The organism is Spartinivicinus poritis, assembly GCF_028858535.1.
GTDB lineage: Bacteria > Pseudomonadota > Gammaproteobacteria > Pseudomonadales > Zooshikellaceae > Spartinivicinus > Spartinivicinus poritis.
Genome location: NZ_JAPMOU010000002.1, coordinates 291,374 through 308,306 on the forward strand (window position 1 = coordinate 291,374; position 16,933 = coordinate 308,306).

General features: G+C 42.3%; 3 protein-coding genes. 1 reads left to right on the plus strand and 2 read right to left on the minus strand.

What is annotated here, in order from left to right:
• Positions 1-63: 63 nt before the first annotated feature.
• Positions 64-1,626 carry a TerD family protein gene (locus ORQ98_RS02770; protein WP_274687253.1) on the plus strand — a complete coding sequence of 521 codons (1,563 nt, stop codon included), beginning with the start codon at positions 64-66 and terminating at the stop codon, positions 1,624-1,626.
• Between the two features lie 48 nt (positions 1,627-1,674).
• On the opposite strand, the gene ORQ98_RS02775 is transcribed toward ORQ98_RS02770, so the two are convergent.
• Both ORQ98_RS02775 and ORQ98_RS02780 read right to left on the minus strand, forming a co-directional pair.
• Positions 1,675-5,259, minus strand: coding sequence for a pilus assembly protein (locus ORQ98_RS02775; protein ID WP_274687297.1), 3,585 nt, complete (start codon positions 5,257-5,259; stop codon positions 1,675-1,677).
• A gap of 376 nt (positions 5,260-5,635) precedes the next feature.
• On the minus strand, positions 5,636-16,417 hold the full coding sequence (locus ORQ98_RS02780) for a hypothetical protein (protein WP_274687254.1): 10,782 nt from the start codon (positions 16,415-16,417) through the stop codon (positions 5,636-5,638).
• Between the last annotated feature and the right edge of the window lie 516 nt (positions 16,418-16,933).

Here is a 16,933-nt window from a genome sequence, read left to right on the forward strand (position 1 = left end):
GCGACACCTCCACTAGCCAAGTAAACTCTGAGTGTGTTGATTTAGTAGGTAATGAAAAGCGCTATGGAGTTAATCAGGGGCCAGAATATTTCGTTAGATTCCAAAAAGCCATTAAGGATTGATATTGGTTGGCGAAGTTTAGCTGCCGACCTGGGCTTAGAAGCTTATGGCTTAGCCGTAAACGAAAATAAGCAGTTGACGACAATTGCCCACTTTTTATGGGAAGACAACACCCGTATCACCGATCTGGTTACTCGACACTCGCAAGGTAAAATTTATGAGTTAACCTTACCCGTACTCACCACCCCCTACGATCGGTTTTATATTGTGTTAGCTCTACCCGTGAATAGTCGCCATAACTTTTCTCAGGTCAACAATATCCAGGTCAGAGTGAACAGTGGCCAGGCAGCTCGGATTAATATCCCAGCCTGTTCACCAGAAACCAAATCATTAACCCTATTGGAAGTTTATCGCCATAAAGGTCAGTGGAAACTTCGCTATATTGGTTTTGAGTCACCAGGTGACTTAGCGGCAGTGGCCGAGCAATATCAGTTTAATCTTCCCCAACCACTCCAGGCTGATGATGGGATTTCCCTTGCCGATGGGGCTGAGCTTTCACCGGGTGAAAATTTATCCCTTTCTGAGCATTTTGCTCATTGTAAAAGCTTGCTATGGCAGGCGCGTAGTGTTCCTGGGTTAGATGATATTGAGTTAAACGTCGTTGCTGTCAATGCTGAAAGTCAGGTTAAAAATATTAAAGATTTTATTTATACAGCGAATCCTACCCTGCGTGGTGAAGGGGTCATGCTGAGTAAAACCAAAGGGGAAATTCATCTAGAGCAAATACCAAATGACATTGCCAAGCTAGAATTACTGGTTACCCGCAGCCCAGAAACCAAGCGTTTTTCCAGTGTCGATTATGTAGAAACCCGTTTAGTCAGTGCTGTCACTGGCCAGCCAGTGTGTAAGTTTATCCTTGAAACTGCAGCTAAAAATTATAACAGTGCCATTTTATTTGAAATTTATCGTCACCAGGGTGAATGGCGGGTACGGGGTATGGGCCAGGGTTATGCCGAAGGGATTAAGAAAATCGGTGAAAAATACGGCTTTGCCGCGCCTAAACAAAGAAGTACCACTGCTGTTGCCCAACAACCCACTCGTAATCGATCAGCCACTCCCTCAGCCCAAACGCCTACTCCAGCGGCAGTCGACGACAGTACTCCACCTCCTCTCCCCAAGCATCCCTATTTGGGATATGGCGTTGCTTCCATGGGCGGCGTTATCTCATTGCTGGGCTATGCCAGTATCCCCATGTTACTGTTGGGTGGTGGTATGATAGCGGGCGGTGCATTATTCAGTTGGAAAACACACACCAAAACCAAAGCCGCCCAGCAAGAGCATAATGAACGGATAATCCTTAATATGATTAAGGAGCGCAACTACCGGGTAACAGCGTTTGAATTGGCCTCCAGCCATACAATGACGATTGAAGAAGTCACGGTCATTTTGCAATACCTGTGTGCCAAGGGTGCTGGCCAGGTTGAAATAGATGAGCATGGTAAGGAAATTTACGTGTTTGACAAAATGCGTAGTGACGACATACAAAATGAAGCTAACCACTGGTAAATACAACTGACAAAGAAAACTAATACTTGTCCTTTTTGTCAATTACCGTCACTGCCCCTGCAGCAACTGTCGCCAAGATAATCGGCCAGTATTCAAGCCTTCTAGGTTAGTGCCAAAACTAGTAACATTACCTGTATGTTCTTGAATCACAATACGGTTACCAATAAAAGCAGGATCAGTAGGAATACCCGCTAGCCGTATACCCGAAACTGGCGTGCCATTAGACAGTTTATCTTGCTCATCAAAAGCCCCATCATTATTTAAATCAAATAAGGGGGTTGTTTTAGACCGTCCACCTGTTAAAGGATCAAGCCCGATAAGAAAGCCTCCTGGTAAGGTGGCACAGGCCAATGCCGGATTAGGAATAACGGTGGTAGTTAATAGGCTATTGCCAATTAAAAATAATTTTCTTACTGCGCGCTCACCCGGAAATTCAACACCACTGGTGGTTGCCGATGCTGCATGAAAGTGCAGTTGCCAGCCTCTTACATCATTATCTTTTGAATACTCAACTGGTAGGTCACTTAAAATGCGCGTAGTAAAACCACTGATTTTCTCAGTAGTATTGATAAATTTTTGCTCAACCAGGTCATTTTTACTCACAGGATAGTCATCATTAGACAAGTCATCCCAAATACCATACATACTTTGAATATCAGTTGAGCCAATATCGTCGCGAGTAATCCAGGTGCCAGTCCCTATCACAACGACTACGCCACCTTTACCAGTATTGCGCACCACAATAGGTTGATTAACAATAGGCTGTGGTTTGCCCTGATTATCCTTGGCAGTAAAGATAATGGTCCCATCCCACGAAGTAACGCTGCCTCCAGTTAGGTCAAAACGCCACAGATTTCCTTGTAAATCTCCCGCATATACATAATCAACGGTACCGTTACCATCAAGATCTACCGCCCGGGGTAAACCAATACCATTCGGGGTAAGGCCATCAGCACTGGCTGCTTTGCCTTTGCCTGTGTCTATTTTGTAATAATCCGTATCTAAATCCCAATTACCATCCGCGCCATGTCCTGTGAGTTTATTAAGAAACAAAACCCCATTACCATTGGTACTGGTACTATTGTAACCATTACCAAAAATAGCCAACCATAAATGCTCACCCCCTGACGTAGCATTAGTCATGGTGATAATAGGACGGCTATAAGTAAAGCCTAAGTCGTTGTCGTCACTTGCGGTAAATTCCCATAATACTTTCGTTGCAGCACCGGCTTCTGTATCAAACTCCTCCGGTTTAGTAACATCTAAAGCGAAATATCCTCTGCCCCCAGCCCCGAGTGAACCAATTAAAATGGTATGCCAGGCCCCGCCATAAAAGGCATCGTTAACACTGGCTTTTTCATCGACATACATTTGATGTACATAATCTGGGGAAGTGAGTTTATATAATTCTGAAAATAATACATTAGGTACATATGCAAACACCTCTTCACCAGTACTCGCATTAAAACCATGCAGCATTCCATCATTGGCACCTACATACAACATTAGCCGTCTGCTTTTATTAGCCTTAGCGAAACTTGAATAAGGTGAAGACGTTGGATAAGGGCTGCTGTCTCGTCCAGAAAAAATCGGGGGGCCCACATAAGTAGGTGTTGAATGAATGATATCTCCAAGCCGTCCTAAACTGGATAGCCGCTCGCGAAATTGCCCTCTGTCATAATTAGTACCTTCGTGGGTTTGGTCTCCTCTCAAGTATGACAGTCGCTCATCGCCGATCTTGCCATCACGATCCCCATAGTTAGTGGGTAAAGCAAAAGGTACTGGATTATCTAAGTTTGTCCGCTGGGCTTGGCTCAGATTATTATCATAATTAAAGGGCACTCCAACTTTAGTGCCGTCATTATTGATACGATAAGTAATGATATTGCGATTATTAACATTATTACCAGCTAGTTTTTCATCGAGCTTTTTGGTCGCTGACCAGATAACTGTTGCGGTATCAACCTCACCGGTTTTAGCATCAACAGGATGCGCAACTACATCACCATTGTTTTGTTTAGGGTTAAACAGCGCCCTAAAAGCAAACGCATTGGCTTTAATACTTTGGGTATTAAATGCCACTGCACTGGCTGCGCCCGAATCTGATTTAATACGTCGAAAAATTTCCTGTAATCCATCTACCAAGCGCTCAGGATCTTCCGCACTTAAATATTCCCCACGGCCATTATAAGCTGCATGTAACAAGTCATCGACCTTGGCAAAGTCACTGGCAAATGGGTTTGGCCAGTTAAATGCTACTTTGGGATCAGTTGGGTATGTTGCCACTGTTCCTTTCAAACCAAAGCCAATGGTAAATGTCGCCATGTGCTGGTGCAGGCTATCTTCATCGCTGAGTAAGGTCAACGAGCGCTGTTTATCGTATTTGGTGATGGGAACACTATTGGGCAATCGGGAAAGATCGCGCTTGTAATAATACATGGCCACATCAGCCAGGGTATTATGCTGGTTATCAGCAAAAGCACCGCCATCAAAGATATTATTAGTGCTGTCTCTGTCCTGATTCCCTACCCCTGGCGAGCCACCATTATAGTAACCGTCGGTCATCAACATGGCATAGTTTTGCTGACAAGTGCCGATAGGTGCAGGTTGAATTGGGCAACTTGACCCACTTGCATTAAAGCGATTACCTGATACACATTCAAAATACCGTCCGACATCCCTTAAATTACGCCTCAACGGGGTTCCATTTGCTGGAATTGGCGTACCATAGATTTTATCCAACAATTTCTTTTTATTACCCGATAACACAGACGCATTTAATGAGGCGACAGGAAAGTTATTGGCAGTCGTATTAATAGAGGTAAAACCTACCCGAGCATTCGATAAACCTTCAATAACGAACCCCAATGCCCCTTTAGCAACTAAATCCCGTGAACGATAATAAACAAACCAGTTAGCAAAATTCGTTTGTTCTTTTTTACTGAGATTTCTTACCCGGACTTTTTTCTGTTCGCCGTTTTCAAAAATACCGTCTCCATCATCATTCCAGATATAATACGCAAACCCTTCTTTATTATTATCTCGCGAGCCCCACCGGCTCCTTAAAATCTCATCTCCCCGGGTTAAATCAATAAACTCAGCGGGGCTGTAAGGATTATCAGGCGCATTTTTAACATCAATATCACCAAAAACCTTGCCATTTTTATCCACCCCTGGCCAGGGCTTATAGGTTTTGGTTGGGTCATAATACAGTTTATTAAATTGACTATTTCTAAACCGCCAAGTATTAGTCGATGCAACAGCACATCTGTCCCAGCCCCAATAGCGGTTGTAAGTATTCGATTTAAACTGTACTCCATAGTAATAGGGAGTACTACAACCAGACTGATGGGTAATACCACCTGCTGATCCAATATTTTTACCATCAGGTTGGTTTGCCACTAACACCCCTGATGCCATCGTTGCTTCCCAGTCCATACTACCGGAATCATCAAACAAAATGACGATGTTAGGTTCAGCACCCGGTGCAATTTCTAGTGCATCTTGCGCTAAGTTTAAAGGACCGCTATAACCACTCCAGGGAAAAACAGTAATAGTGGCAACCAACAAAAGCGTTGGCTGCTTTACATACTGATATTGACAAGGTTTCTTATGGAACATCATCCCCTCCATCAGAAACACGCACTACCTCCTTAAAGGATAAGCAAACCGGCTTACCTATTTAAGGGCAGTGCTTTTTAACTAACAAGTCCGTGCAATAAATAACAGTATGGCTGTAAAGGAGGGTTATTGAAAATAAAAATTGCTATTAACAAACAACTGCATCGATATTATTCAGTTTATTTATCCAGATAAATTAATAGAGAAGATAGAAAACACTAATATCACCAGGCATATTACCATTTCGTCTTCAATATCAAATATAGGTAAATAAATATGCTATATAGATTATTTATCGCTTGATCAACTCCCTGACATGTAATAAAGCAGCTACAGCTTGTCACGCCGTAGCTGCTTTATTTAACGTTGTCAAATAAATGAGCGTTTACTAAGACTGAGTAATAATCCAACTGTTGGTTATTTGCGCTTTACTACTACTTAATACGTCTCCTCCTTGAGACCATTGCGTTTCTGTAAAGCCTGACAAGGCTTGAATCAATTGTTCAATTCCCGATTTATCAATCACACCATCATCAGTCACCACATTAAATGCCTGGTTATCATTCCATTGATTTACCATCACCTTATCCTGAGTGGAACCTTTGAAACTGATCTTCAGTTGATTATTATCATGCAAACTAAAATGAACATCATAAAGGCTGATATTTTTCAATACTAACACATCACTCGTAGTATAACCTGAAAGGGTATCCTGCCCATCCCCCTGGTTAAAAATAATGGTATCTTTGCCACGACCACTCACAATGAGGTCATTACCCTTACCCGCCTCCAAGGTATTTTCACCCGCTACAGCAAACAGCTGATCCGCTTGCTGACCACCAATTAAAATATTGCGCTGGCTATTGCCAACTAAGGCATTTGCTGCCGTCGCACTACCGACTACATGTTGTATACCTTTAAGGGTGATATTGGCTTGTTTACCTGACTCTTCAGTACGCAGGGTTGCTGCAGTCCTACCTGCTTGCCCATTTAAATCAACCGAGACAGGAGCCGTTTGCTGGCTTAAATCGATTGTGTTAGCCCCCTTACCTAAATCAATGGTGCTAATGTCACCAAGCCGTTTTACCTTAACAGTATCACTATAATCACTGCCATAGAAATCGGTTTGGCCTGACAATTGATTATCTAAAATCACTGATACAGGGCCTTGATGATGCCGATAGTCTATTTTAATACTGCCATCATTGGCTGCTGTCAAATGAATGGAAGTCAATTGGCTTCTGGGCGGTGCCAGGTTAGCCATACCTACCAAATCAGCCGCTAATACCTCATTACCATCCCCTAAAATCAACGACAAATGTTGATAAGCATCAGACAAATAAAAATTCTTAACCACAACTTCTGTTGTATTGGTTAATTCCAGCTGCCCTTCCTTGCTTGTTACCAATAAATGTAAGTCCTGTCCTTGACGAGCTAACTGTAGATTTTCAAGGGAATCAACCTGATCCAGTACTAAAATATCATCACCACTATTGGCTTGGTTATCAATAGTTTTAATTCCTCGACTACTGGTAGTTACTTGATAAGTATCATTACCCTCACCACCACTGGCAATATCTTTACCAGCAGCAATAAATTGAATAGTGTCATCACCGTTTTCACCACTTAACAAATCATTACCCATATTATCTATTAACGTATCATTGCCGTCTCCCCCTCGGACAATGCTACCTGCCAATCCAGCCGTTAACTGGTCATGCCCTTGACGTCCAATAAGGACTGATACTTGATTATCGTCACCCTTTAATTCTGCTGTAGTAACCGTCCAACTATTCGCTAGCTGGGTTTGTTGAGAATGATTTAAACCAGTCGCGCCATTTACCCAGTCATTACGATTAATGGCGGCCAAAGCAGGTATTAATTGGTCAATACCTGCTTTATCGATGATTCCATCTTGGGTCACCAAATTAAAATGATAACTCGCTTGCCAGTAGACAATTTCAATTTGATCATTAGGTTGACCTTTAAAAGAAATTAATAAGGTATTTTTATCCGTTAAAGAAAAATGCAGGTCATATAAGCTGATATCTTTTAGCAACAACACATCATTTACAGTATTCCCATTGATAGTGTCGCGGCCATCCCCTTTCTGGTAAATAATCCTATCTTGATCAGAGCCACTATATATCTGATCGTTACCTTTACCACCGACTAGGGTATTTATGCCTTCCTTCCCTTCAATAACATCATCACCAGCACCACCTAACAACTTATTATCACCATTATAACCCTTTAACTTATCATTCCCGGTTGTACCTATAATATTGGCGATATTGTTAATTCGAATTTCCTGTGGCTGATCCTCACTGTCATTGTAAACATAAATACTAGAGCCATACATCAATTGAGCATCAATATGGCTAGCTGCCAGCTGGCTTAGATCAAGGGTGTTATTGCCCGCGCCTAAATCAATATTAGGTATCACTTTAAACGGGTTATACTCCAAAATCAGCTCACCAAATTTGCCTACACTGGTCAAACTCACTACATCATCAAATTCAGTGCCCTTAAAGCGATCTGATACAAAACCCTTGCCGTCTAATAAAATATTCAGTCCATGTTGATGGCTACTATAATCTGTTTTTTCAGCTACGCTAGCCTCAGATACTTGACGATTTAACAAGTTTTCATCAATGGCATCTGTTTCCAACAACTGTTGTTGCTGTGGTGTTAATGCTTTAGCTCCAATAATACGACTAATATTACCTAGCTCATCAACTACCAGTTCTTGTTGTAATCCTTCATTAGAAGCAATACTCAGATGACGGAAAGCATCACTGACAAAATAGTTTTCAATGACTATTTGTCGATTAATATAATCCACGCCTCCCGCTTCAGTAGGTCTAGGCAACCGTGCATTTAATACTAAATTCATACCATCACGGTTGCTGGTAATATCGTTAAAGCCAGCCCCGATTACCAGGTTATCGATTTTATTATCCGTTGCCTGGTTATTAATCGTCACAGTTCCCTCGAAGGCACCAATCACATAGGTGTCATGACCATCATTGCCTTGCATCAAGTCATCACCACCATAGCCTCGTAGAACATTAGCTTGTTCATTACCAATCAAGGTATCAGCATAAGCGGTTCCTTCCGCGGATAATTGATAACGGGTGTCTAACTTTTTACCCTCACCCCACTGCCAGTCTGATAATTTATAGTCTTTTTGGTTGAGTGTTTTACGTGTATCAACTAAGAAAGTACCATTATTATTTTTACCATGGTAATGACTTTCGGTTGCTAGTGTTTTCGATCCACCATACTCCTTTAATGAATACTCGATACCATCACGTGTAACCAAGACAAAGTCCCGAAGTGTTTCCCCTCCTCTAGCAAGCGCATCATACACATGAAGCGTCGTATCAATAATATTTTCCAAGATAACTTGACGCCCATCATTCAATGAAACAACCAAACTGTAGTCTTTGCGGCGATAGCCTGCACTGTAGGTTTCATTACGATAACGAGTTTCAATAGCCGTTATTTCAGCAGCATCATAGTCTAGGAATACTTTATTAGTTACGGGGTTCTTGCGATCTTGAGCCTGTGGTTTAATAACCGTTTCCCCAGCACCGCGCTCAATAAAGTATCGAGAACCTGCCGGTGCATTATGATGATCATCATCTCCTTGTAAAACGATTAGCTGAGTTTTATCAAGCTTTTCAAACTCATCCTGCTGATAGACACCCCCTTGATTATTGCCATCAATCCGATTGTCATTAAGGTCTATCGTCACCCCAGTTTGCTGATTGAAATAGGTTCTATCCCCTGCTTTCAAGTAACGGGTATGTAGCTGAATAGGCTCTGCTTGATCAACAGCTAATGCTTTATGCTGTGCCGGCAAGTTAGGTGTCAACATAAAACCATCATGGGATTGGAAGCTGATTTGATTATTTTTTAGCTGCCACTGATTATTGTATTCGGTATAAATATCATGGACTGTCACTGTGCCAGCCTCTTTTAGTCGAATAACAATATTTTTATTAACCAACTGCCAATCAGCAATCTCGTCCAACGCAAACTCAAGCCGTACGACAGAAGCATCCTGACCATTTTCAGTGATGTGAACATTGCGGACATCCCGTTTTACCAGGTAGATATCCTGACCATCTCCGCCATCAACCTTGGCAGAGTCAGATAAGGTAATTACATCATTACCGCCCTTGGCAAATACCTGGTCACCTTTGTTGGCTAAAATACGATTACTGTCGTTTGTACCAATAATATAATCAGAACCTGAGCTGGTAGCATCCCCATCAGATCCAGAGCCCAGAGTATGTTGAATATTTTTCAATTCACCAATTTGCGGGCCTTTGGCTTCATCGCCGGTTTTATCAGCATTTTTCAACCATACTTTACCCTGTTCCAGATCAATAATAAAACCTGAATAGGGTTGATCGTAATAAACATAGTTTCGGTAGGTTTGTGCATTAATGGTTAAGGTATTGTCACCCCCTTGTCCATCAATTTCGAAAAAAATTCTATCCTTATAATTATCCAAGTTATTATAAAAATTTTCCATATCGGAGAAATCGACTGAAAACATAAAGTTATCATTCAAATTTCCACCTTTAAGGTTTTTCGCTCCTTTACCAAAAATAAACTCATTTTTTTTATTCGTTACGCCAAAAACTGTATCACTGCCACCACCAATATTAAACAAAACGGCTTTTTCAGGATCAATATTAGCAGAAACCGCATTTTTGATGCCTTGCAAACCATTTTGTGCAAAAATAACATCATCAGCGCCATTCACTTTTGGCTCTCGAACCGTTTCATAGCCGCCTTCGTAGTGATATACCTTCACTTCTTCAATCGCGACATCAACATCACCATAAACAATGGTGTCTACGGCACTACCTAAATTACCTTGCAATAATTCAGCTGAACGCTGGCGAGTTTGTTCAATCACATCATGTTTGGTCTTATTGGCTTTATAAGCATCAGTCACCCACTCATCCATATCCTGGCCCCAAAAAGCCAGCCAGCCCTGGCGCAAGCGATGACGCCAGTCATCTAGCTCTGGCACATATTCCCAAGCATCTTCCACCTGTCGTACAGCTGAATAAATTTGCGCCCCAACAATCAAGCCAACACTGATACCCAAGCCAATGGGACCAAGCGCAGCACTGCCTGTAAAAATAGCAGCAACCCCTAAACTTAAAGCCGTAACGGCTCCCGCTACCGCAAAGCCGCCCTGCACATACAAATCCTGTCGCTGCTTATCGGTTAACCCTTCTGCTTGAGCATCAGTAAAGGCTTTAGCTGCCGTATAAATATCAAATGGCAATGTAATTAAAGCGGCCAATGCTCCACCACTCCGGCCTAAAGCTTGCCCTAAGCGGCTAGCGGATGAAGTTGCCAATCGGCTGCTACTGCTAACTGAACGGGCAATTAACCGCTGACTTAATTTAGGTAAGCTGCGATTTAAGGCTATTTCGGCAGGAATAGAGGCAATATTGGCTAATACACTACCGGTTTGAATGACTCCTTCTTGAATATCACCTTTTTCAAATGCTGCATCTGCGGCCTTAATGCCAGAATAAATTCCCCACGCCTGCAACCCAACACCTGGTACCTGAGACGCAATCCCTTTTACACTCACCCGCGTCGTATTGCCATTTAGCTTATTTTGAAGTGTTTGAACTTGACTATCGGTTAATGTAGAAGGTGTGCTATCAATTTTATCAACGACTGTTTGTAGCCGACTTGATAGATCCCCATCAATTAATGCAGCAACCGATCGATCCTGCAGCTGAGCCAATGTTTTGAGTATCTTCGTCCCTTCAGCAAAATCTGCTTGTGGTGCAGTGCTTAGAAACTGCTGTAGTGTCTCACTGTTAAATTTAATATTGGCTACACCACCATTAACTAAACGATCAGCAGCGATAGGTTGACCATTAATTTGGGCACCTAATAACCAAAGCTGGGTACGGCTCACTTGCTGACCATTTACTTTGAGTAGCCCTTGCTGGAGATCTTGATTAGAAAGTCTTTCTAGCTCAACGGGAAGTGACTGCTGTAATTGCTGGGTTGCCTGAGTAATGCCGGCATCTTGGTAAAAACTGTCTTGAATAGACTGTACTTGAAACTGATTGGGGTTAATCCCCAAACCCAACTGTGCCGAGTCAGAAAAGTACTGGGTCAAAAAGCCCACTACATCTGCTTTATTTTTAAAACCACTGACCCAACCTACTGCTGGATCGTAAAAGGATAGTTTCCCTTTATTATGTGCTAATAAATACCGATGCCGACCAGAACGAAAAACCAAAGACTGATCACCACCTGCTGTGGCTTTTTCTGCAATAACAGCTAAACCAAACTCACCCAGATTGATACGATAGTCTTTATTAGTCTTCGCGGCCTGAGCAATGTCTGATTGCGCTTTGCTGTAACGTTGATATGCCGCTGTTTCACCAGCACTGTTCTTATTTTGTTTAATTAGTTCACTGACAAATCGACTTTGGCTTTTGCTGGCTAACAATGCTTTAACATCTCCCTCTTGATGTAAAGCATTGGCCATAGATAATACATCAGCCAGCAAAGTGTTTTGCTTTTTATTAACCGCTGGGGAAAGCTCAACACTTAAGCCATGCTGCTTTCCCACGGAAAGCATCCTTTTTGATTGGTCAAAGGTATATTGAATTAATCGAGCATTTTCAATATCCCTCACTTTTTGATTATTAGCAGCGCCATCATCAGCTTTAATTGTTTGATCAGCCGCCTCTAAAGTCTGACTAAACCTGTCGTATTGCTGAGCAGTTGGCGAACTGCCACTACCTCTTAAGTCACTTAATGAAGCGACTATATCAGATTGAATCAGGTCACTTAATGCACTAGGGTTCGCCCTGACCCAATCCGCCACTTGATTACGCATCAATTGAATACGCTCAGTTGCTTCAGGTTTTGCAACCAACTGAATCTGGCCAATTAAGGGTTTATCTGCACTAATCTGGTAATCACCTGGGTTTTGCAGAAAGTTAATGGCATGAAATAAACAGTCACCATCTGTGGGCATTGAATAAACTCGACCATTTCGACCTCGCACCAAGTAATGGTCACTATCTGTTGTATTGGTAGGCCTGGAATGAATCAACTTGCCACGCAGGTTACGACCACCGTGCAGCGTATCTACAACATTTCGTGTATGCTCAAGATCAAAGGTCACCCCCAATGCCTTAGCAATCGCTAAGGGAGCAACATCCGCACCAGCATAGTTCCAACCACCTGACTGACTGATTTGGTTAGCAAATGCCTCAACATGGCCAGGGATTTTTCCACCAGGATTCACGCCTGGCGTGACCCCACTGACAGAGTCAACAAATAAAGCACCAGCACGCTTATCTAATGAAGGCTGATTATTACTCGTGTCGTATTTAAACGACACCGTCCCCAGTGACACACTTTCATTGATGGTACCTGATGATACGGCTCCTGCTAGAATCACCGCACCGCCCGAAGTGCCATGACTTGCCGACTTACTTAAACTCACTGATTTAAGTCGAATTAAATCCCCATGCGCACCTGGGTTGGTTAACGAATCATGATGTAGCCGTTTTAGCCACTGCTGACCATTACCTTCCTGGTTAAACTGACGTACACCTTCTGCCGTCAGTTCATAACTCATAGAAAGACTACTGCCTTGTTTGGCTGCCTCCAAAACCGCTTCAACAGACGCTTTTAATTCACTGTCCTGAGGGTTACGATTAATTAAGCTGGTTAAACGGGTTTTCGCTTCTTGTAACTTGCCACCCGCCAATGCCCCAGGGTTCAGTGATTCTGAAACCGTCACCCCTTTCACTCGCTGAGCAGCATTGCCTAATGCAGTATCTGCCTCAAATGACAAATTAATTGCCAAGCTATCGGATAATACAGTGAGGGTACGTATTTTCTTATAATAAGGTTCTAATGGCCTGACTTTGTCAGCATCTTCCTGACCAAATACCACGCCTGAATAAAAAGGCATAATGCCATAGCCAACGGTAGCACTACGACTACTACTATGATGTGCCCCCTCTACCCCATTCCCACCGGTGGTAGCCCCTGAAGCCCAATTCCCATTAACGGCACCTTCAGCTCTCACAGGCTTAGCTGAAAAATTAAACTGGGTTTGGCCAGGCGAGTCATCTAAAACCGCTAATGCAGGTGCATTAATCCCCGCATTCACATAAGCACTGGCAGACACCCCCACAACGCTTTTTCTCGCAACAGTACCTGCACTGGTAGACATTGCACGAACATCCGTTAACGATAAATCGCCACTCGTGAGTTTGGTAATAAAGTCAGCTTGATTTCCAACGGTCGTACCGAAGGTAGCAGAGCGAACCTGATTGCCCACAATACCTGCACCTAATACCGCCGATACAGATACTCCACCCGCAACACCTGTGCCCGCAATAAACTCAGCACCCACACCCGCGCCCGCATCACGGCTATACGAAATAGAGATGCCTAAACTGCCGTCTGCTTTTTTGTTAATGGTTAAGCTGGGCGCTATTTTCCAATGGCCTTTTGGCCCCGCATAAAGGGTTACAGACGCTGGGTTTATGCTTCGGCTAATCGCCCGCTTTCCGGTTAAACTGACTTCTACTCCCCGGCTGCGTGATAATGTTAAGCTTTCACCCACTGGCAACGCCGCTATTTTATTTTTAATCGCTACCACTAACGCGTCTTGACCTGCTGATTTAGCGACCCCCGTCACTTCTCGCCAGGCTTTTGATAATTCACTATCAGGGTTTTGTAAATCACCACTTAACCCTTTGACTGCTTTTTCTAGGTTATACATTTCGGGCAAGCTACGAAAACCTTGCGCATAGGCTTTACTGATAGCACTATTGCGAATAGCAGCAATATCGACGGTTTCCCCTTGGTGTAATTGACGTAAAATATCCGCATTTTGCAATAATTTCGCTTGCAACACAGCCCCAGGCGCAGATCGATCAACAAATACCCCTAAGTCCAATAATTCATGCATAAACTCGCGGGTTGGTTGATCTAACACTGGTGACTCAGCTAACTGAAAAATCAGGTTATTGGCATCAAAGCCGTCCGCTTTTCTGACCCGCTGCACTTCTCCCTTTGCTTTATTTAAAAATGAGCCATTTTCAGGACGCGTTAGCTCGTCATAATTAATCAACTGTTTAATTTCGGCGACAATTTTTGCATTTTCATCAACAACAGTTTTAAAGCTTGGATCGGTATTATTTAAGGTGACTTTATTTCCTTGAAAATTAGCATTATTAGCAGCAATGCGTTTTATGTCCTGATAAACACTACCTGAACTACCTTCCTTAAACATCGGCCCATCGGTTTGAATCGCATGTTGAATTTTGCGCCATAGCCCTTTTGCACCTTTTTGCACTGGTGTCTTGATATGAGCTGCCATGTATTCACGAATACTGCTTAGTATTTTTCGGTTAAGTTTTTCTTTAAATAAAACCGTGGCAAATTTATCTGTTTTTCCTGAAACAGTATGTCCACCGGGTAATAAACCTAAAAAGGTTTCTGTCCATTTGCCACCAGGGACGCGAACCACTTGCCCTTTACCAGGTAAATTAGGTCTTTGTGAAGTCGCTAAAGCATTCGCCAGTTCACTGCTTTGGACCGTTGACCCAATAAAATAACCTTTACCATTGCTATCAACCAGTCGTATTAATCCATCTTTGGCGGCCGTAGCTAATTGCTTAAATACTGGCATTTCAGTGTCAGAAGCTTCAGCTGCAGCCTTTGAAGAGAGAACTACTTTACCCCCCTGATCAAACTTTAATAGACCCCCTTGATCTGTAATCGCCCACAAATTACCTGAGCTGTCGTAAGCAAGTTGTGATAATTGACCTTCAGGATAATTACCCGCCAAAGGCCCAGGTAAACCAGCCCCAATTAAAGTCCCATCAGACAATAAGATGGCTGTTTTTCCATCATGCGCCACAGCTACATCTAATGCTTGGGTATTGCTGGTACTTTTATACACCGCTTGCGGTTGGGTCCATTGGCCTTTAGCAACAGATGTACTGTATACGTTGCCTTCACGTACAAAGTAAAGAGTGCCATCCATCCCTGCTCGTAAGTGCTGGATACCCGTTATAGGGTTACCATCTGGAAATAAAACCGCCAGTCGCTGCGCAGGTTTATCCTGGCCATTACCTGGCGCTTCAATATACCCCGTCAGTTGACCATTTTTATCCAGACCAGCACCTAGGGTTATTTGTTGTCCATTGTCGGCGGTAGCATGAAAGGTAAATGCATCCCGAAGCGTGCCATCAACGGCTTGAGTGCTAACTGCAGAGTCCAAACGCTTGCCAGTAATCACATCTTCTTGTACTGGCTGATTATTTTCCTGGAAAAAGCCAAATACCTGACCAGATTCAGAAATGACAACATTATCGTAGCGATTAATACTTTCTGTTTGAGGAGAAACTGTTTGCCATTGCTGGGAGGTGGGATTATGACGTGCCAGCTCACCAGCCTGAAACTTCCACCAGATACCGTTATTATCAACAAATAATTGATCGCCTGCTTGTAATGGTTGCTCCAGGTTGGGGGATGCAACACGACTGATCTGGTTATCAGAGCCAGGGGTTCCACGTCCCACAGTGCCGTTTTTAAGCACAAAAATAACAGCGTCATTACGAACAAATGCATTAGTAATGTCACCATACACATTGGCTTTATCCCAAGGTTTGGCAAAACCATCGGTAGACAGCAGATGTAACTTGCCTTCAATGAGTGCCAAAGCGCCTCCATTTACCCCAGGGATTAACGCATCAACCTTACCTTTTACTGGCCATTTGCCATCAGCAAATACTTGTTGCACTGGTTTAAACTTGGCTTTTAATTTAATTAAGCCAAAAGGAGTATGCTTTTTAGCATCTGAGCGCCAATACTCTAAATGGCCTTTATCATTCACTCGAAAATGAGTTCGATGCCCTTCCTGATTATAAGCATCTAATATGCCTGTATTACCGTAAACAGGCAGTCTTTTTAAAGCTGAATTATTCGATTCTAATTGAGAGTTTTCTGATACATTAACGGGTGAGTTATTAATAGATAAATCGTTGCTTTTTTTCTGAAGGTCAGTACTGCTTGCCTGACTATCAACATTTTTTGACAAATCAACAGACGAATGACTCGAAGAAGGTATTCGCATATATTTCCCCTAATGGTCACTATATTTTTTAACGGCCACCTTCCTGTGCACTATTTCCTTTTTATACTGTTATCTCATTTAAGCCCAAAGCGAATGTTTAAAACCCTACGCCTTGGGTTATATCCTTGGTGAATGAAAAAGCATTCACTTTAACTATATTAAATTTTTCTTTATTATATTTTTTAGCACTAAACTGTTTTATAATTTTCTTGATAATTTCTCATATTTATTTTGATTAATATATCATTTTAAGATTGTATTTGAGATCCAAAACACAGCTTATTATTTACTCATTTATATGTTATTTAATTTGACTGTTAAACCAATTATGCCCTTTATTCACACAAACCAACACTCAACAATAGGTAAATAACTGTGAATCATATCACAACCCACCCACTCTAATAAGTAATAACACACTGAGTTATAAAACAATAAAAAACTAATTTATTAGTAGCTAACTTACTACATTACCAAAAGCATACTTACTGTGTGTTGTTAGTAATAATTATGATA